The following is an 18,695-nucleotide window of genomic DNA, read 5'->3' on the forward strand; positions in this document are numbered from 1 at the left end:
GCTCCCCGCCCTCGCGGACAGGGACGAAAGGCTCCGGCGCCCGCGCCATAATTCGGGTACGGGACAGGGGACCCGCATCCCCCGATGCTCGGACGTCCTAGTACCGCACCGGGCGGCGGGCACGCGGTCCGCCACGACACTGAAGTGAAGGACGCGCTCACCATGACCACGACCCGCATCAGCTTCGACCTCAAGCCCTCCGCGCAGCTGCTCTCCGCGAGCGAACGCGAGGCCGCCCTCGCCGACCCGGGCTTCGGGCGCCACTTCACCGACCACATGGTCACCGTGCGGTGGACCGAGGGGCGCGGCTGGCACGACGCCCAGCTCACGCCGTACGGGCCGTTGCAGCTCGACCCGGCGACCATGGCGCTGCACTACGGGCAGGAGATCTTCGAGGGGCTCAAGGCCTACCGGCAGGGCGACGGCTCGGTGGCGGTCTTCCGTCCCGAGGCGAACGCCCTCCGCTTCCAGCGCTCCGCCCGCCGGCTGGCCATGCCCGAGCTACCGGTGGAGACGTTCGTCGAGGCCATCGACATCCTGGTCGGCCAGGACCGGGCCTGGGTCCCCACCCAGGGTGAGCAGTCGCTCTACCTGCGACCCTTCATGTTCGCCACCGAGGTCGGCCTCGGCATCAACCGGCCGGCCAACGAGTACCTCTTCATGCTCATCGCCTCCCCGGCCGGCGCCTACTTCCCGCGCGGCATCAAGCCGGTGAAGGTGTGGCTGTCCCGCGAGTACGTCCGCGCCGTCCCGGGCGGCACCGGCGAGGCCAAGTGCGCCGGCAACTACGCCGCCTCGTTCCTCGCCCAGGCCGACGCCACCAGGCACGGCTGCGACCAGGTGGTCTGGCTGGACGCGGTGGAGCGGCGCTGGGTCGAGGAGATGGGCGGCATGAACCTCTACTTCGTCCGCGGCACGGGCGACGCCGCGCGCATCGTCACCCCGGAGCTGACCGGTGCCCTGCTGCCCGGCATCACCCGCGACTCGCTGCTGACCATCGCCGCGGACCTCGGCTACGCCACGGCCGAGGAGCGGATCTCCACCGACGACTGGCGAGAGGGCAACGAGAGCGGCGACATCAGCGAGGTCTTCGCCTGCGGCACCGCCGCGGTGATCACCCCCGTCGGCTCGGTGAGCTCGGCGGACGGGGACTGGACGATCGGCGACGGCCAGCCGGGCGAGATCACCATGCGGCTGCGGGACATCCTGCTCGGCATCCAGACCGGGCGGGAGGAGGACAAGCACGGCTGGATGCACACGGTGGCGTGACCTCCTGCGGCGTGCCCCGGCGCCCCCGCCGGCCGGGCGGGGGCCCCGGGTCCGCATCCTGAGACGACTCTCGGCGCGGGAGCGGTGTCGTGTCACACTGTTCCCGTGCTCTCGTTCGCCATGATTATTGGTGACCAGCGCGCCGGTCTCCGGTGATCGCTGCTGACCGCCCATGCGGCAGCGGCCACCACGCCCAGGACCCGCGCGCAGACCTCTCGCACCCGCGAGGGGTCTTTTCGTTTTCTAAGGAGCCTCACGCCATGACCCCGGACGCCCCGAGCCACGCCCCGGGCCCACAGGGACCCAGCGACGCCTTCCACGTCTTCGACACCACGCTGCGCGACGGCGCGCAGCGCGAGGGCATCAACCTCACCGTCGCCGACAAGCTGACCATCGCGCGCCTCCTGGACGAGTTCGGCGTCGGCTTCATCGAGGGCGGCTGGCCCGGCGCGATCCCGCGGGACACGGAGTTCTTCCGGCGGGCCCAGGAGGAGATCACCCTCCGCAACGCCCAGCTGGTGGCCTTCGGCTCCACCCGGAAGGCCGGCACCACCGTCGAGCAGGACCCGCAGGTACGGGCCCTGCTGGACTCGGGCGCCCCGGTGATCACGCTCGTCGCCAAGTCCCACGACCGGCACGTCGAGCTGGCGCTGCGCACCACCCTGGACGAGAACCTCGCCATGGTGCGGGACACGGTGGCCTTCCTGCGGGCGGCGGGCCGCCGGGTCTTCGTCGACTGCGAGCACTTCTTCGACGGCTACGCGGCCAACCCCGAGCACGCCCTGGACGTGGTCCGCGCCGCCCACCAGGCCGGCGCCGACGTGGTGGTGCTCTGCGACACCAACGGCGGCATGCTGCCGTCCCGGGTGCGGGAGGTGGTGAGCACCGTGGTGGCCGAGACCGGCGCCCGGATCGGCATGCACGCCCAGGACGACTCCGGCTGCGGCGTCGCCAACACCCTGGCGGCGGTGGACGGCGGCGCCACCCACGTGCAGTGCACGGCGAACGGCTACGGCGAGCGCGTCGGCAACGCCAACCTCTTCCCGGTGGTCGCCGCCCTGGAGCTGAAGTACGACAGGCGGGTGCTGCCGCCCGGCGCGCTCGCCGAGATGACCCGCGTCTCGCACGCCATCGCCGAGGTGGTCAACCTCGCCCCCGCCACCCACCAGCCGTACGTCGGGGTCTCCGCCTTCGCCCACAAGGCCGGGCTGCACGCCTCCGCCATCAAGGTCGACCCCGACCTCTACCAGCACATCGACCCGGAACTGGTCGGCAACTCGATGCGGATGCTGGTCTCCGACATGGCGGGGCGCGCCTCGATCGAGCTGAAGGGCCGGGAGCTCGGGTACGAGCTCGGCGGCGAGCGCGATCTGGTCGGCCGGATCGTGGAGCGGGTCAAGGAGCAGGAGCTCAAGGGCTTCAGCTACGAGGCGGCCGATGCCTCGTTCGAGCTGCTGATGCGCGAGGAGCTGGAGCCCGACGCCGGCCGCTTCTTCGAGCTGGAGTCCTGGCGGACCATCACCGAACACCGCCCCGACGGCTCGGTGGAGAACGAGGCCACGGTGAAGCTCTGGGCCAAGGGCGAGCGGATACTCGCCAGCGGCGAGGGCAACGGGCCGGTGAACGCGGTCGACCGCGCGCTGCGGGCCGCCCTGGAGCGGATCTTCCCGGAACTGGCCCGGCTGACCCTGGTGGACTACCGTGTTCGCATCCTGGAGGGCCGCCAGGGCACCCAGTCCACGACCCGGGTGCTCATCACCACCGGGGACGGCACCACCGAGTGGTCCACGGTCGGGGTCGCGGACAACGTCATCGCCGCCTCCTGGCAGGCGCTCGAGGACGCCTACACCTACGGTCTGCTGCGCGCCGGGCTCCAGCCCGGCGAGTGAGCCCGGCGAGAGTGACGACGGGCCGGTGCGCAACTGTAGGAAGCGCACAGTTCCGCACCGGCTCGCCCTGTGGTTTTCGTGCACCAGCCGCTCCCTTCGCTCCCGTTCTGTCCAGCGCGACCATGAAATCGGGGCGGAGACTGTACGGAACTGACGAGGGCGAAGCGGCGCCACTTTTCATAGGGTCTGTACATGACCGATCAGGCCCAGAGGGAGCAGGCCGCGGAACCGACCGCGGCCGACGCGCGGGGGCGCGTCGCCGAGCTTCGCGCGATCCGCGACGAGGTGGTGCGCGGCCCCAGTGAGAAGGCGACGGAGGCGCAGCGCGCCAAGGGCAAGCTGACCGCTCGGGAGCGCATCGCGCTGCTCCTCGACGAGGGCACCTTCCGGGAGGTCGGCGCGCTGCGCCGGCACCGGGCCGTCGGCTTCGGGCTGGAGCAGAAGCGGCCGTACACCGACGGCGTGATCACGGGCTGGGGCACGGTGCACGGGCGCCAGGTGTTCGTCTACGCCCACGACTTCCGGATCTTCGGCGGCGCCCTGGGCGAGGCCCACGCCGCGAAGATCCACAAGATCATGGACATGGCCATCTCGGCCGGGGCCCCGCTGGTCTCGCTCAACGACGGCGCCGGGGCCCGGATCCAGGAGGGCGTGGCCGCGCTCGCGGGCTACGGCGGCATCTTCCAGCGGAACACCCGCGCCTCGGGTGTGATCCCGCAGATCTCCGTCATGCTCGGCCCCTGCGCCGGCGGCGCCGCGTACTCGCCGGCGCTGACCGACTTCGTCTTCATGGTGCGCGAGACCGCCCAGATGTTCATCACCGGCCCCGACGTGGTGCAGGCGGTCACCGGCGCGCAGGTCACGCACAACGGCCTCGGCGGCGCCGACGTGCACGCCGGCACGTCGGGCGTGGCGCACTTCGCCTACGACGACGAGGAGTCCTGCCTGGAGGAGGTGCGGTACCTGCTCTCGCTGCTGCCCTCCAACAACCGGGAGAACCCGCCCACCGCGGCCACCGAGGACCCGGCCGACCGGCGCTGCGAGGCGCTGCTCGACCTGGTGCCCGCCGACGGCAACCGTCCCTACGACATGCGGTCGGTCATCGAGGAGCTGGTGGACGACGGCGAGTACCTGGAGATCCACGAGCGCTGGGCGCTGAACATCATCTGCGCGCTCGGCCGGCTGGACGGCCAGGTGGTCGGCATCGTGGCGAACCAGCCGCAGTCGCTGGCCGGGGTGCTGGACATCGAGGCGTCCGAGAAGGCCGCCCGCTTCGTGCAGATGTGCGACGCGTTCAACATCCCGATCGTCACGCTGCTCGACGTGCCGGGCTTCCTGCCGGGCGTGGACCAGGAGCACGGCGGCATCATCAGGCACGGCGCCAAGCTGCTCTACGCCTACTGCAACGCCACGGTCCCCCGGGTCTCCGTGGTGCTGCGCAAGGCCTACGGCGGCGCGTACATCGTCATGGACTCGCAGTCCATCGGCGCCGACCTGACCTTCGCCTGGCCGACCAACGAGATCGCGGTGATGGGCGCCGAGGGCGCCGCCAACGTCATCTTCCGCCGGCAGATCGCCGCCGCGGAGGACCCCGAGGCGATGCGGGTCCGGATGGTCAAGGAGTACAAGGCCGAGCTGATGCACCCGTACTACGCCGCCGAACGCGGCCTGGTGGAGGACGTCATCGAGCCGGCCGAGACCCGCGAGGTGCTCATCCGCTCCCTGGCCATGCTGCGCACCAAGCACGCCGACCTGCCCGCCAGGAAGCACGGCAACCCGCCCCAGTGACGCCGGCCGACACCGAAGGCCGACCGACACCGACCGCACCCACCGACGCCCGAGGGCCGAAGGAGAGCACCGGATGAGCACCGACTCGCGCGACGCGTCCGCCGCCGCCGACCCCCGCCTGGTCCGGGTGGAGAAGGGCCAGGCGAGCGCCGAGGAACTCGCCGCCATCACCGCCCTGTTGATGGCGCGGGCCGCCCGCGGCGGCGGTCCCGCCGCGCCCGCCGACGGCCGTTCCCCGGCCGCCTGGCGGCGCCTCGAGCGGCGCCCCACCTACCAGGCCCCGCACAGCTGGCAGGGCTAGGGCCGACCCGCCCCGCACCAGCACCCAGGAGCGGGGCGCGACCACGTACGTGAGGGGCCGCCGGGCGACTGCCCGGCGGCCCCTCACGAGGTCCTCGCTGAAGCGGGGTGGTCAGGAACGCGGCAGCGCCGGCTCCAGGTCGACCAGGACGGTCCGCTGCGGGTTGGCGGTCCGAGGCGGCAGCTGCTCCGTCACGACCTGCGGCTTCGGCCCCGGGGCCAGCTCCGTGGTGTCCTGGAGGTGGGCCAGCGTCGTGCGCCGCGGGTTGGCGATGGTGCGCATGATGATCGTGCTCTTCACGGGTGCTCTGCCTCTTGTCGTCGTCCGGTTGTCATCACGGGCCGTTCTGTACACCCGAGGGTAGTTGGCCCTTGTTGGTGCCCCGCGCCGGACGGGACCGTGGTGACGTGTGAGGTTTCTCACGAGGACCCGGACAAAAGGCGCATTCCGCAACGTTCGGCCAAGAGGGTAAAGCGGATCATTTCCGGATAAGTGGCGCCGCTCCCGCCATCACGTCCGCCGACGCTGGGTGACGGTTCACGCGCACAGCGTCATACATGTCACGGGACCATACCGGGCCCTTGTTGGAGTTCGGCCGCTGTGCTGGAATTCCACGGACCGACCGCGCGAACAGCAGCTCGGGTGCGGGACCCATACCAGGTGTCAGGCACCGGCTGGCCATCCGAAAGACAGAACGCGTCGGTCGCCCACCGACCGAAGATGGGGCCCGCGCGCCCCGATCGACACCGCCGCGTCGTCCAGCGACGCGGCGCCTGGTCCATAAGGTTGCGACGCTAGTGCAGGGACGTTTCAAGAGGGAAGGCAGCGCTGCGGAGGGTGCGGAGCTGAGCGGGACGCAAGACCGCGGCTCCTCAGGCGGTCCTGCCCTGGGCGGCGACCGCACCTGGCCCTCCGCCGACGGTGAGGAGTCCGGACGGGACCGCGCCGACGAGCACCATCCGGCGCCCGGCTCGGAGAGCGACCGCGACGAGAAGCCCGCGCCCCGCTCCGGCTCGCCGGGGTCCCGGCTGCTCCTGCGCAACTGGCGCATCAGCACCCGCCTGGTGTCCCTGATCCTCCTCCCGGTGGTCGCGGCCACCTTCTTCGGCGTGCTGCGCATCCAGAACTCGATGGACGACATCGAGCAACTGGACAACCTGCAGATCGTCACCGACCTGACCGAACAGGCCACCCGGCTCGCCTCCACCCTGCAGGACGAGCGCGACCGCTCGGCGGGCCCGCTGGTCAGCGGCGGCAACGAGAAGAGCGACGAGGTCGTCGCGCCCCGCGACGCGACCGACGCGCAGCTGAGCGCGTTCGAGAGCGCCACCGCGGCCATCGACCCCACCGACGACCAGATGCGCGGCGTCAACGGCACGGTGCTCTACATCCTCCAGCAGCTGGACGAGCTCGACCAGATCCGCGAGGAGGCGTACGCGGATCCCGACTACGTCTCGCAGACCGTCTTCCGCTACAACCTGCTGATCGACTCGCTGCTCGGCCTCTCCCAGGACATGGCGGAGGCCACGAGCAACAGCGACATGATCCGCAGCACCCGCGCCCTGGCCACGTTCTCCTCCGCGAAGGAGAGCGCCTCCGTGCAGCGCGCCATCATCACCGCGGCCCTGGCCCGCGCGGAGCTGCCCGGCGGCGAGGCCACCCTCTCCAGCGCCGACTGGCGCTACGGCGACACGCACCGCTCGATCGAGGAGTCCGCGCTCACGGGCTTCAAGTTCGTCTATCCCGACGCCGGCCGCGCCGACGAGCTGCTGAACCCGCTGGACAGCGGCGGCGTCTCCACCATCGTCCAGGCCAACCAGTACCGGGACCGGGTCTTCGCCTCGCCCGAGGGCATCCACAACGCCGAGCAGCGCACCTACATGGACTGGAACAGCGAGGCGCGCACCAAGATCGACCAGATGGACACCATCGAGCAGACGCTGATCCTGGAGATGCGGCGGCAGGCCCAGCAGCTGCGCGACGACGCCCAGCGGGACGCGCTCATCAACGCGGTGGTCACGGCGCTGGTCCTGGCGATCTCGCTGGTCGGCGCCTTCTGGGTGGCCCGCTCCATGGTGCGCTCGCTGCGCCGGCTGCAGAACACCGCGCAGGACGTCGCCCGCCGGCGGCTGCCCGAGGTCGTCAAGCAGATGTCGGAGGCCGATCCGCAGGACGTGGACACCACCGTGGAACCGGTGGGCGTCTACACCAGGGACGAGATCGGGCGCGTGGCCCAGGCGTTCGACGACGTGCACCAGGAGGCGGTCCGGCTCGCCGGCGAGCAGGCCCTGCTGCGGGGCAACGTCAACGCGATGTTCACCAACCTCTCGCGCCGCAGCCAGGGCCTCATCCAGCGCCAGCTCTCGCTGATCTCCGAGCTCGAGTCCCGCGAGGCCGACCCGGACCAGCTCTCCTCGCTCTTCAAGCTCGACCACCTGGCGACCCGCATGCGCCGGAACGGCGAGAACCTGCTGGTCCTCGCCGGCGAGGAGCCGGGCCGCCGGTGGACCCGCCCGGTGCCGCTGGTCGACGTGCTCCGCGCCGCCGCCTCCGAGGTGGAGCAGTACGAGCGCATCGAGCTGAGCGCGGTGCCCAAGACCGACGTGGCAGGACGCGTGGTCAACGACCTCGTGCACCTGCTCGCCGAGCTGCTGGAGAACGCCACCTCGTTCTCCTCGCCGCAGACCAAGGTGAAGGTCACCGGACACTCGCTGCCCGACCGGCGGATCCTGGTGGAGATCCACGACACCGGCATCGGCCTGTCCCCCGAGGACCTGGCCGAGATCAACGACCGGCTGGCGAACCCGCCCACCGTGGACGTCTCCGTCTCCCGCCGGATGGGCCTCTTCGTGGTCGGCCGGCTGTCGCTGCGGCACGGCATCCGGATCCAGCTGCGGCCCTCCGACTCCGGCGGCACCACCGCGCTGGTGATGCTGCCCGCCGACGTCGCCCAAGGCGTGGCCAACCGCGGCCGGCCACCCGGCGGCGGCACCCCCGGCGGCACCCCGACGGCGACCCTGCAGCGCGAGACGCCGCCCGCCGGAGGCCCCGCCGCCGGCGACGTGACCAGCGGCAACACGGTCCGGCTGTCCGGCCGTGGCCGCGGCCTCGCGGGACTCAGCAAGGCAGGGCCCCTCCGCGGCCAGGTGCCCGGCGGCCCGGAGCGCCCCGCGCTGCCCTCGCGCTCCGGCCAGGGCGGCCCGCCCGCGGCGCCGTCCGGCCCCGCGACTCCCGCGGGCCAGGAACCGCGGCCCACGCCGCCCAGACGGACGCCCGCGCCGCGCGCCGACCAGCCCGCCCGTGCCGAGCAGCCGGCCCCGCCCGAGCTGCCGCAGCGGCAGCCGAACGAGCCGGCGGCCGCCGGCTCCCGGCCGAGCTGGGCGAGCACCGAGGACAGCGGGCAGATACCCGTGGTGCCCACCCGGGAGCAGCCGGACCGGCCGCGTGGGCACGACGAGACGGAGCCCCTGCCGCCGGTGCGGTCCGGGCGGGAGACCGGGGAGTTCCCCCGCCCCTCCTTCCCCAGCACGCCGCGGCCCGCGGCCGCCACCCCGGCCGCCGGCCCGCAGGACACCGGAGAGCACCCGCTCGCGCAGCCCACGGAGCGGCCCGCCGCACCGGCCCAGCGCCCGGACGAGCTCACCGACCCGCTGCCCGCGCCCGCCCCCGAGCGGATGCCCGAACGCACGCCGATCTTCGAGGAGATGGAGTCGACCTGGTTCGGCACCCGCCGGGCCGTCGCGCCGTCCCCCGCCGCGCCCGCCAAGCCCGCCGCGGCGGCGGCCCCGCCACCGGCGCGGTCCGCCGAGCACACCGGGCCGGTCCCGACGCCACGAGCCGACCAGCCGGCGTCCGCCGTCCCGCCCGCCGCCGAGCGGCAGGCCGCCAGGGCGGAGCCCGGCCCGGGCGCCCCGTGGCGCCCCTCGCCGAACGACGAGAGCTGGCGCCAGGCGGAACAGCTGCGTCAGCCGTCCGCCGGCGGCGTCACCACCTCCGGGTTGCCGCGGCGGGTACCGCGGGCCAACCTCGTCGCGGGCGCGGCGGAGCCGCAGCAACAGGCCGCGCCGACGGGCCCGTTGGTCTCCCGTGCCCCGGCCGACGTCCGGGGCAGGCTGACCAACCTCCGGCGGGGAATCCAGCAGGGGCGCCAGGCCGGTTCCTCGGCCGGACAGTCGGACCGGGACTACGGTCCCACGTACCAGTAGGAGCGTTAGTGTGAGCCCGATGAGCCAGGCGGCGCAGAACCTGAACTGGTTGATCACCAATTTCGTGGATAACACCCCGGGGGTGTCGCACACGGTGGTGGTGTCGGCTGATGGTCTGCTTCTGGCGTTGTCCGAGGGGTTTCCGCGGGATCGTGCGGATCAGTTGGCGGCGGTGGCGTCGGGTTTGACGTCGTTGACGGCTGGTGCGTCGCGGATCTTCGAGGGGGGTGCGGTGAATCAGACGGTGGTGGAGATGGAGCGGGGGTTCTTGTTCATCATGTCGATTTCGGATGGGTCGTCGTTGGCGGTGTTGGCGCATCCGGAGGCGGATATCGGTCTGGTCGGGTATGAGATGGCGTTGTTGGTGGATCGTGCCGGTACGGTCCTGACGCCCGATCTGCGCGCCGAACTTCAAGGAAGTCTGCTTAACTGATTCTTGCTCCCCCCACATGAGCACCACACTTCACTCTCACCGAACTCATGTCCCGCTCGGAGGAGCCATGACCACCCCGCCGCCCTCGCCGGGCCCGTACGGTTTCTCGCACCAACACGGCCCGTATGACGAGGGCGACCAGCCTCTGGTGCGTCCGTACGCGATGACGGGGGGTCGGACCCGGCCGCGGTACCAGCTGGCGATCGAGGCGCTGGTGAGCACCACGGCGGAGCCGATGCAGCTGCAGGGGCTGCTCCCCGAGCATCAGCGGATCTGCCAGCTCTGCCTGGAAGTGAAGTCGGTGGCGGAGGTGTCCGCGCTGGTGGCCATCCCGCTGGGGGTGGCCCGGATCCTGGTGGCCGATCTGGCCGAGGCCGGGCTCGTCGCCATTCACCAGCCGGGTCACGATGGGGATCCCGGCGGCCAGCCAGACGTGACACTGCTCGAAAGGGTGCTCAGTGGACTTCGCAAGCTCTAGCGGTCCGAGCCCGCAGCCCGCCCGGTCCACTACCTCGGCGAAGATCGTGATCGCGGGCGGGTTCGGCGTCGGCAAGACCACGTTCGTGGGTGCCGTGTCGGAGATCAACCCGCTGCGCACGGAGGCGGTGATGACGTCGGCGTCGGCCGGGATCGACGACCTGACGCACACGTCGGGGAAGACGACCACCACGGTGGCGATGGACTTCGGCCGGATCACCCTGGACCAGGATCTGATCCTGTACCTGTTCGGGACGCCCGGGCAGGACCGTTTCTGGTTCATGTGGGACGACCTGGTGCGCGGCGCGATCGGCGCGGTCGTGCTGGTGGACACCCGGCGGCTGGCGGACTGCTTCCCGGCGGTGGACTACTTCGAGAACAGCGGCCTGCCCTTCGTGATCGCCCTCAACGGCTTCGACGGCAACCAGCCCTACTCGCCGGAGGAGGTGCGCGAGGCCCTGCAGATCGGTCCGGACGCGCCGATCATCATCACGGACGCCCGGATGCGGACCGAGGCCAAGAGCACCCTGATCACCCTCGTCGAGCACGCGCTCCTGGCGCGGTTGCACTGATCGTCCGTCCCGGCGCCATCTTCGCTGTGCTCCCCGCCCCGTTCCCCGCTGTGTTCTTGGCCACGGTCACCCAGGGACCGGCACCGCGTCCCGCCCGGCTCTCGTTTCCCTGCGGCCCCGCCCCTTCGGCGTTTTGCCGCGTCTCGCCCCGCGATGCCCGCTTCGTCGACCAGGTCACGTTCCGGAAAGCGAGCGCTCTGGGGGATTGGAAAGTCTGGGCATGACGTGCTGGAATCCACAGAACCCCGCAGTAGTGACGGTCCATCCCATACCGACGGTGGGCCGATCCCGAGAGGTGAGTGGTCCGTGAGGCGCAGCGACGAGACCCCCTCGACCCCGGGCAGACCGGGCGACAGCCGGTCGGGCCATCGGGGCGAGACCGGCGCGTCAGCACCGTTCGGCGACCAGGACGCCTGGTCCGCCGCGCCCGGACCCACCGGCGGACGGTTCCGGCCGCGGAACTGGCGGGTGGCCACCAAGCTGTACGCGATCCTGCTGATACCCGTGCTCCTCGCGCTCGCCCTCGGCGGCCTGCGGGTCGCCGAGTCCTACAAGACGTCCCGGGAGGCGGACGACGCCGAACGCGTCGCCGAGCTGGTCAGCGCCGCCACCGCGTACGCGCACGCGGTCATCGACGAGCGGGACGTCTCGGCCCGCCCGCTGCTCGAGGGCGGGACGGGCGGAAGGGTCGTGGCCGACGCCCGGCAGGTCACCGACGAGGCCCGCGAGGCGTTCTGGGCGGCGGCCGACCGGGCGCCGCGGAGCGAGTCCCTGGACCGCCGGATCTCGGCCGTCGAGGAGGCGGAGCCGCTGCTGGAGCCGATGCGCGCCGTGGCCTACGGAGACAACGCCACGGGTGTGGAGACCGAGGAGGGGTACGTCGAGCTGCAGCATCCGCTGATGACCCTGGCCAACGAGCTGAGCCTCGGCGCCGGCAACGTCACCTCCTACGGCCGCACCATCTACGCCCTCTCGCTCTCGAAGTCCGCGAGCTCGCTGCAGCGCGCCATCGGCACCCACCTGCTGGTCGCCCCGGGGCCCGGCGACGAGGACCTCCAGGCCCAGCTCACGGCGTTCGGCTCGTACGCCTACCTGGAGAACGTCGCCTTCGGTGAGTTCCGCACCGCGGGCACCCCCGAGGACGGCGAGCTGCTGGACGAGACGATGACCAGGGAGGCGCGGGAGGCCGCCGCGGACGTACCCGACGCACCCGAGCTCGCCGACATGGTGCGGCTGATCGCCTCGGGGGCGACCGCGGAGGAGCTGGCCGAGCAGGGCGTCACCCCGGACAGCTGGTTCCGCTACGCGACCGCCGAGTTCGACGCGTACCGCGAGGTCGAGGCGCGGCTGGCGGACGACGCGGTGGCCGAGGCCAGCGACGTCGCGAGCACCGCCCGGCTGGACGTGCTGGTCAACTCCGCGGTGGTGGTGGTCAGCGTGCTGCTGGCCTTCCTGATCGCGGCGCTGATGGCGAGGTCCATGAGCCGGAACATGCGCCGGCTGCGCGGGGCCGCCTTCGACGTGGCCGAGCAGCGGTTGCCGGCCATGGTCGACCAGCTCTCCCGCACCGACCCCGGCGCGGTGGACACCCGGGTGCGGCCGATCCCGATCAGCAGCCGCGACGAGATCGGCGAGGTCGCCCGCGCCTTCGACCAGGTGCACCGGGAGGCGGTCCGGCTGGCCGCCGAGCAGGCCCTGCTGCGCGGCAACGTGAACGCCATCTTCACCAACCTCTCGGCCCGTAACCAGGGGCTCATCGAGCGGCAGCTCGGCCTGATCAGCGAGCTGGAGAACAGCGAGGCGGAGCCGGAGCAGCTGGAGCACCTCTTCAAGCTCGACCACCTGGCCACCCGGATGCGCCGCAACGGCGAGAACCTGCTGGTCCTCGCCGGCGAGGAGCCGCAGCACCGGTGGAACCAGCCGGTGCCGCTGGTCGACGTGATGCGCGCGGCCGCCTCCGAGGTGGAGGCGTACGAGCGGATGGACCTCTCCGGCGTGCCGGACTGCGAGATCCACGCCGCGGTGGTCAACGACCTGGTGCACCTGCTCGCCGAGCTGCTGGAGAACGCCACGGCGTTCTCCTCGCCGCACACCCGTGTTCGGGTCACCGCCACCCGGCTGCCGGACGGCCGGGTCATGATCGAGATCCACGACAAGGGGATCGGCCTCACCCAGGAGGACTTCGCCACGATCAACAAGCGGCTGGCCCAGCCGCCGGCGGTGGACGCCGAGGTGTCCCGCCGGATGGGCCTGTACGTGGTGGGCCGGCTGGCGGATCGGCACGGCATCCGGGTCCAGCTGCGGCCCTCGGGCGAACAGACCGGCACCACCTCGCTGGTGATGCTGCCCGAGGCGATCACCCGCGGCGGTGGCGGCGCCCCGCAGCAGCCCGAGCCCCAGCGGGGGCAGGAGTACCCGGTCTCCCGGGGCACGCTGGAGGAGCCGTACCCCGACGCCCCCGACCCGGCCGCGCGGCAGGCGTCGCAGCGCATCGCCGCGCAGTACGGCTTCGACGACTCGCGCTACCCGTCGATCGGCGACACCGTCGAGCTCGATCCGGTGGGCCGGTCCCTGCTGCGCGACCAGCGCCGCGCCGCGTTGGAGGCCGAGGCATCGGCCGCCGCCGTGCCGCCGCGCGACATCCCACCGGCACCGGCGCCGGACCCGGCCGCCCCCGCGGTCGGGGTCCGGCCCACGGGCGAACCCGTGGACGACCGACCGGCGTTCGATACCCTTCCGCCGTACACAGAATCTTTGCACGGTGGTCCCACACCGGGCTCGCACAGCGTAGGCTTCACCCGACCAGACCCAGCCGCGGCCGAGTACCAGGCTCCGACCAGCACGGGACTCCCGCGCCGCGGCCAGGAGTGGCAGCAGCCTGAGGAGGACCCGGCACAGCGACTGGTGGAGGAGCCCTGGGCGCCGACGCCGGGGGAGGTCCGGTGGGACCGGGGGCCACGACGCGAGGAACGCGCGGGCGGCACGACGTCTTCCGGACTCCCTCGACGGGTGCCGCGGGCCAACCTCACCGAACACACCCTTCCGGAGACCCCCCAGGGGGGAGCCCAGATCTCCCGCGCTCCGGAGGACGTCCGCGGCAGGCTCAGCAGCCTGCGCCGCGGCGTAGAGCAGGGCCGAGACGCGGGTGGACGTCGCGGTACGCGGAACGACGAGCCGGGCAGCGGCCCCGGTCACACCTATGATCAGGAGCGTTAGTGTGAGCCCGATGAGCCAGGCGGCGCAGAACCTGAACTGGTTGATCACCAATTTCGTGGATAACACCCCGGGGGTGTCGCACACGGTGGTGGTGTCGGCTGATGGTCTGCTTCTGGCGTTGTCCGAGGGGTTTCCGCGGGATCGTGCGGATCAGTTGGCGGCGGTGGCGTCGGGTTTGACGTCGTTGACGGCTGGTGCGTCGCGGATCTTCGAGGGGGGTGCGGTGAATCAGACGGTGGTGGAGATGGAGCGGGGGTTCTTGTTCATCATGTCGATTTCGGATGGGTCGTCGTTGGCGGTGTTGGCGCATCCGGAGGCGGATATCGGTCTGGTCGGGTATGAGATGGCGTTGTTGGTGGATCGTGCCGGTACGGTCCTGACGCCCGATCTGCGCGCCGAACTTCAAGGAAGTCTGCTCAACTAGTAGGCGGCCGGTGCGCATTGGGTTGTGCGGAAGTCTGTCGAGCACCATAGGGTGCTGACCGGCACCCGCGGACTTTGAGAAGGCAGTCGGAGGAGGAAGACGTGGCAACGCCCCCAGGCGGACCGTACGGTGACGAGTACGGCAAGAAGTACCAGGCGCAGCCGCCGGGCAGCGGGCGGACGGGACGTTTCAACTTCCCCTCCACGCCGAGCGGCGCACGCCCTCACCCGAACCCGGACCAGCGTCCGTCCGAGCGGTCGGAGACCCCGCCGGGCATCGGCCTCGGTCAGAACCTCCACGCCGACCAGGACTGGACCCCCCCACCCCCGCCGCGTCCGGCTCCCCAGCCCCACCAGCCTCACCAGCAGCGCGAACCGCAGCCGCCGCCGCGGGAGGCCCGCCCGCCCACGCCCGCCTCGCGGCCGCCCAACCGTCGCCCGGTGGAGACCGAGCCGCAGCCCCTGGTGCGTCCGTACGCGATGACGGGGGGTCGGACCCGGCCGCGGTACCAGCTGGCGATCGAGGCGCTGGTGAGCACCACGGCGGAACCGGCGCGCCTGACGGGGCAGTTGCCGGAGCATCAGCGGATCTGCCAGCTGTGCTATGAGGTGAAGTCCATCGCCGAGGTGTCCGCGCTGCTCAGCCTCCCCCTCGGGGTGGCCCGGATCCTGGTGGCCGATCTGGCCGAGGCCGGGCTCGTCGCCATTCACCAGCCGGGTCACGATGGGGATCCCGGCGGCCAGCCAGACGTGACACTGCTCGAAAGGGTGCTCAGTGGACTTCGCAAGCTCTAACGACGCCGGGCTTTCCGCGCCGGCCCGTTCCACGACCTCCGCGAAGATCGTGATCGCGGGCGGGTTCGGCGTGGGGAAGACCACGTTCGTGGGGTCGGTGTCGGAGATCAACCCGCTGCGCACGGAGGCGGTGATGACGTCGGCGTCGGCCGGGATCGACGACCTGACGCACACGGCGGGGAAGACAACCACCACGGTGGCGATGGACTTCGGTCGGATCACCCTGGACCAGGATCTGATCCTGTACCTGTTCGGGACGCCCGGGCAGGACCGTTTCTGGTTCATGTGGGACGACCTGGTGCGCGGCGCGATCGGCGCCGTGGTCCTGGTGGACACCCGGCGGCTGGCGGACTGCTTCCCGGCGGTGGACTACTTCGAGAACAGCGGCCTGCCCTTCGTGATCGCGCTGAACGGCTTCGACGGTCATCAGCCGTACTCGCCTGAGGAGGTGCGCGAGGCCCTGCAGATCGGTCCGGACGCGCCGATCATCACCACCGACGCCCGGGTGCGCGCGGAGGCCAAGAGCACTCTGATCACCCTCGTCGAGCACGCCCTGATGGCCCGCCTCCGCTGACGGGCGGGCCCGCGTTCCGTCTCGCTAGGCTCGCTAGGCTGGTCTCGTGCGCATCGCCAGATTCTCCATCGACGGTACGGTCGGCTTCGGCGTGGTCGAAGGGGACCAGCTCGACATCATCAAGGGCCATCCCTTCGCGGGCGTCGAGCGGTCGGGCCGCCGGGTGCCGGTCGACAAGGTCCGCCTGCTGCCGCCCGTGCTGCCCAGCAAGGTCGTCGCCGTGGGCCGCAACTACGCCGAGCACGCCCGCGAGCTCGGCAACGCCGTGCCCGAGGCGCCCATCACCTTCTTCAAGCCGTCCACGTCCGTCATCGGCCCGGGCGACCCCATCGCCTATCCGTCGTTCACCTCGGACATCCACCACGAGGCCGAGCTCGCCGTGGTGATCGGCCGGCTCTGCCGCGAGGTTCCGGCGGAGCGCGCCCACGAGGTGATCCTCGGCTACACCTGCGCCAACGACCTCACCGCGCGCGACGTCCAGCAGCGCGAGAGCCAGTGGGCGCGGGCCAAGGGCTTCGACGGCTCCTGCCCGCTCGGCCCCTGGGTGGAGACCGAGCTCGACCCGAGCGACCTCACCCTGATGTGCACGGTCAACGGGGAGCAGCGGCAGCTCGGCCGCACCAGCGAGATGGTCCGCTCCATCGCGGAGCTGATCGTGCACATCACGGCGTCGATGACCCTGCTCCCGCAGGACGTCATCCTCACCGGCACCCCCGCGGGCGTCGGCCCGCTCCATGTCGGCGACGAGGTCGCCGTCACCATCGAAGGCATCGGCACACTCACCAACAAGGTCGTACAACGGTGACCAGCACCCCTGGCGGCGGCCCCGTCCGCGTCCGCTTCTGCCCCTCCCCGACCGGGAACCCGCACGTCGGCCTGGTCCGCACCGCCCTGTTCAACTGGGCGTTCGCGCGCCACCACGGCGGCACCTACGTCTTCCGCATCGAGGACACCGACGCGGCCCGGGACACCGAGGAGTCCTACGAGGCGCTGCTGGACGCCATGCGCTGGCTCGGCCTGGACTGGGACGAGGGGCCGGAGGTGGGCGGCCCGCACGGCCCCTACCGCCAGTCGCAGCGGATGGACCGGTACCGCGACATCGCGGCCCGGCTGCTCGACGCCGGGCACGCCTACCACTGCTACTGCTCGCCGGAGGAGCTGGCGGAGCGTCGCGAGGCCGCTCGCCGGGCCGGCCGCCCCTCGGGATACGACGGGCACTGCCGGACGCTCACCGAGGCCCAGGTCGCCGCGTACCGGGCGGAGGGGCGCGCGCCCATCGTCCGCTTCCGGATGCCGGACGAGCCGATCACGTTCACCGACCTGGTCCGCGGCGAGCTGACCTTCAGCCCGGACAACGTCCCGGACTACGGGATCGTCCGCGCCAACGGCGCCCCGCTCTACACGCTGGTCAACCCGGTGGACGACGCGCTGATGGAGATCACCCACGTGCTGCGCGGCGAGGACCTGCTCTCCTCCACGCCTCGTCAGATCGCGCTCTACCGGGCGCTGATCTCGCTCGACCTCGTCCCCGACCGGATCCCGAGCTTCGGCCACCTCCCGTACGTGCTGGGGGAGGGGACCAAGAAGCTCTCCAAGCGCGATCCCGAGTCCTCGCTCAACCTCTACCGCGACCGCGGCTTCCTGCCCTCGGGGCTGATCAACTACCTGGCGCTGCTGGGCTGGTCGATCGCCGAGGACCGGGACATCTTCACCCTCGACGAGATGGTCGCCGCCTTCGACATCGGCGCGGTCAACGCCAACCCGGCCCGCTTCGACCTGAAGAAGTGCGAGGCGATCAACGCGGTCCACCTGCGCGAGCTGCCGCTCGACGACTTCGTCGCGGCCTGCACGCCCTGGCTCTCGGCGCCGCACGCCCCCTGGAAGCCGGAGGCGTACGACCCGGCCGCCTTCGCCGCGCTCGCCCCGCTGGCCCAGACCCGGCTGACCGTGCTGTCCGACATCACGGACAACGTGGACTTCCTCTTCCTGGACGAGCCCGTGTCCGACGAGCGGTCGTGGGCCAAGGCGATGAAGCCGGGGGCCGCGGAGGTGCTCGCCACCGCGCGCGACAACCTCACGGCCGCGACCTCCTGGACCGCCGAGCCGCTGAAGGCCGCGGTGCAGGCCGCCGGGGAGGCCCACGGCCAGAAGCTCGGCAAGGCGCAGGCGCCGGTCCGCGTCGCGGTCACCGGGCGCACGGTGGGGCTGCCGCTCTTCGAGTCCCTGGAGGTCCTGGGCCGGGAGCGGACCCTGGCCCGCGTGGAGGCGGCGCTCGCCCGGCTGACGGCCGAGGCCGGCTGACCGACCGACCCCACGCGGGGCGATGACCAGGGGCGGTCGACCGATCGCTCTGGGTGACTCCTCTGCGGAGGGGGCGGCGGTAACCGTTTTGGTTGGCCGCTCGAAGGTGCGGTAGTGTTCTTCCTGTCGCCGGAAGGCGGCCAGCCAAGCTAAGCCCCCGCAGGGGGTTGCGTTTTGGTGGGCTATGGTGTAATTGGCAGCACGACTGATTCTGGTTCAGTTAGTCTAGGTTCGAGTCCTGGTAGCCCAGCGTGATCGGCTCCTTCCGAGCGGATCAGGCCCCCGTTGTGTAGCGGCCTAGCACGCTGCCCTCTCAAGGCAGTAGCGCCGGTTCGAATCCGGTCGGGGGTACGGCCCCGTTGTGTAGCGGCCTAGCACGCTGCCCTCTCAAGGCAGTAGCGCCGGTTCGAATCCGGTCGGGGCTACGTACAGGCGCCTCCGCGATCCGCGGA

15 protein-coding genes and 3 tRNA genes are annotated in these 18,695 nt (G+C 71.7%); 17 read left to right on the forward strand and 1 reads right to left on the reverse strand.

Annotation, left to right across the window (positions count from 1 at the left end):
• The first annotated feature begins 162 nt into the window (after positions 1 to 162).
• The 4 genes from ABGB06_RS03920 to ABGB06_RS03935 all read left to right on the forward strand — a co-directional run bounded on the left by ABGB06_RS03920 (position 163) and on the right by ABGB06_RS03935 (position 5,247).
• The gene (locus tag ABGB06_RS03920) at positions 163 to 1,269 is read left to right on the forward strand and encodes a branched-chain amino acid aminotransferase (RefSeq protein WP_347585249.1); all 1,107 of its coding nucleotides are present in this window, start codon (positions 163 to 165) and stop codon (positions 1,267 to 1,269) included.
• A gap of 260 nt (positions 1,270 to 1,529) precedes the next feature.
• Positions 1,530 to 3,158 carry a citramalate synthase gene (gene cimA / locus ABGB06_RS03925; RefSeq protein WP_347585250.1) on the forward strand — a complete coding sequence of 543 codons (1,629 nt, stop codon included), beginning with the start codon at positions 1,530 to 1,532 and terminating at the stop codon, positions 3,156 to 3,158.
• 192 nt (positions 3,159 to 3,350) lie between these two features.
• Positions 3,351 to 4,946, forward strand: coding sequence for an acyl-CoA carboxylase subunit beta (locus ABGB06_RS03930; protein ID WP_347585251.1), 1,596 nt, complete (start codon positions 3,351 to 3,353; stop codon positions 4,944 to 4,946).
• Positions 4,947 to 5,019: 73 nt separating this feature from the next.
• Entirely contained in the window at positions 5,020 to 5,247 is a 228-nt protein-coding gene (locus ABGB06_RS03935; RefSeq protein WP_347585253.1) for an acyl-CoA carboxylase subunit epsilon, read from the forward strand.
• 111 nt (positions 5,248 to 5,358) lie between these two features.
• Here ABGB06_RS03935 and ABGB06_RS03940 read toward each other — a convergent pair whose 3' ends face one another.
• On the reverse strand, positions 5,359 to 5,547 hold the full coding sequence (locus ABGB06_RS03940) for a hypothetical protein (protein ID WP_347585254.1): 189 nt from the start codon (positions 5,545 to 5,547) through the stop codon (positions 5,359 to 5,361).
• A 497-nt stretch (positions 5,548 to 6,044) separates the two neighbouring features.
• Between ABGB06_RS03940 and ABGB06_RS03945 the strand changes: the two genes are divergently transcribed.
• The 13 genes from ABGB06_RS03945 (at position 6,045) to ABGB06_RS04005 (ending at position 18,668) form a co-directional block, all read left to right on the forward strand.
• Positions 6,045 to 9,452 carry a nitrate- and nitrite sensing domain-containing protein gene (locus ABGB06_RS03945; RefSeq protein ID WP_347585256.1) on the forward strand — a complete coding sequence of 1,136 codons (3,408 nt, stop codon included), beginning with the start codon at positions 6,045 to 6,047 and terminating at the stop codon, positions 9,450 to 9,452.
• 19 nt (positions 9,453 to 9,471) lie between these two features.
• Positions 9,472 to 9,885, forward strand: coding sequence for a roadblock/LC7 domain-containing protein (locus ABGB06_RS03950; RefSeq protein WP_120685224.1), 414 nt, complete (start codon positions 9,472 to 9,474; stop codon positions 9,883 to 9,885).
• A 67-nt stretch (positions 9,886 to 9,952) separates the two neighbouring features.
• Positions 9,953 to 10,363, forward strand: coding sequence for a DUF742 domain-containing protein (locus tag ABGB06_RS03955; RefSeq protein WP_347585257.1), 411 nt, complete (start codon positions 9,953 to 9,955; stop codon positions 10,361 to 10,363).
• A complete protein-coding gene (locus tag ABGB06_RS03960) occupies positions 10,344 to 10,934 on the forward strand; it encodes an ATP/GTP-binding protein (protein WP_347585259.1) in 591 nt (196 codons plus the stop codon). Before ABGB06_RS03955 ends, ABGB06_RS03960 begins: the two co-directional genes overlap by 20 nt.
• A gap of 468 nt (positions 10,935 to 11,402) precedes the next feature.
• Positions 11,403 to 14,150 (forward strand): nitrate- and nitrite sensing domain-containing protein, encoded by a 2,748-nt coding sequence (locus tag ABGB06_RS03965; RefSeq protein ID WP_347585459.1) that lies wholly within the window; start codon positions 11,403 to 11,405, stop codon positions 14,148 to 14,150.
• 10 nt (positions 14,151 to 14,160) lie between these two features.
• Positions 14,161 to 14,574, forward strand: coding sequence for a roadblock/LC7 domain-containing protein (locus ABGB06_RS03970; RefSeq protein WP_120685224.1), 414 nt, complete (start codon positions 14,161 to 14,163; stop codon positions 14,572 to 14,574).
• A 101-nt stretch (positions 14,575 to 14,675) separates the two neighbouring features.
• Positions 14,676 to 15,368 carry a DUF742 domain-containing protein gene (locus ABGB06_RS03975; RefSeq protein WP_347585260.1) on the forward strand — a complete coding sequence of 231 codons (693 nt, stop codon included), beginning with the start codon at positions 14,676 to 14,678 and terminating at the stop codon, positions 15,366 to 15,368.
• Positions 15,349 to 15,942 (forward strand): ATP/GTP-binding protein, encoded by a 594-nt coding sequence (locus ABGB06_RS03980; protein ID WP_347585261.1) that lies wholly within the window; start codon positions 15,349 to 15,351, stop codon positions 15,940 to 15,942. The genes ABGB06_RS03975 and ABGB06_RS03980 overlap by 20 nt, the downstream gene beginning before the upstream one ends.
• 46 nt (positions 15,943 to 15,988) lie before the next feature.
• Complete coding sequence (locus ABGB06_RS03985) at positions 15,989 to 16,747, forward strand: fumarylacetoacetate hydrolase family protein (protein WP_347585263.1); 759 nt, start codon at positions 15,989 to 15,991, stop codon at positions 16,745 to 16,747.
• A complete protein-coding gene (gltX, locus tag ABGB06_RS03990) occupies positions 16,744 to 18,243 on the forward strand; it encodes a glutamate--tRNA ligase (protein WP_347585264.1) in 1,500 nt (499 codons plus the stop codon). Before ABGB06_RS03985 ends, gltX begins: the two co-directional genes overlap by 4 nt.
• A 178-nt stretch (positions 18,244 to 18,421) precedes the next feature.
• Positions 18,422 to 18,493: transfer RNA gene (locus ABGB06_RS03995), tRNA-Gln, on the forward strand.
• 28 nt (positions 18,494 to 18,521) lie between these two features.
• Positions 18,522 to 18,594 (forward strand) — tRNA-Glu (locus tag ABGB06_RS04000).
• Between the two features lies 1 nt (position 18,595).
• Positions 18,596 to 18,668 (forward strand) — tRNA-Glu (locus ABGB06_RS04005).
• The last annotated feature ends 27 nt before the right edge of the window (positions 18,669 to 18,695 follow it).

The organism is Streptomyces sp. B6B3 (assembly GCF_039871525.1).
In the GTDB taxonomy this organism is placed as follows: Bacteria; Actinomycetota; Actinomycetes; order Streptomycetales; family Streptomycetaceae; genus Streptomyces.

What these genes read in the sequence shown, in the direction of transcription:
- ABGB06_RS03920 (WP_347585249.1), top strand. Translation starts at nt 163, where the DNA reads ATGACCACGACCCGCATCAGCTTCGACCTCAAGCCCTCCGCGCAGCTG.
- cimA (WP_347585250.1), top strand. Translation starts at nt 1,530, where the DNA reads ATGACCCCGGACGCCCCGAGCCACGCCCCGGGCCCACAGGGACCCAGC.
- ABGB06_RS03930 (WP_347585251.1), top strand. Translation starts at nt 3,351, where the DNA reads ATGACCGATCAGGCCCAGAGGGAGCAGGCCGCGGAACCGACCGCGGCC.
- ABGB06_RS03935 (WP_347585253.1), top strand. Translation starts at nt 5,020, where the DNA reads ATGAGCACCGACTCGCGCGACGCGTCCGCCGCCGCCGACCCCCGCCTG.
- ABGB06_RS03950 (WP_120685224.1), top strand. Translation starts at nt 9,472, where the DNA reads ATGAGCCAGGCGGCGCAGAACCTGAACTGGTTGATCACCAATTTCGTG.
- ABGB06_RS03955 (WP_347585257.1), top strand. Translation starts at nt 9,953, where the DNA reads ATGACCACCCCGCCGCCCTCGCCGGGCCCGTACGGTTTCTCGCACCAA.
- ABGB06_RS03970 (WP_120685224.1), top strand. Translation starts at nt 14,161, where the DNA reads ATGAGCCAGGCGGCGCAGAACCTGAACTGGTTGATCACCAATTTCGTG.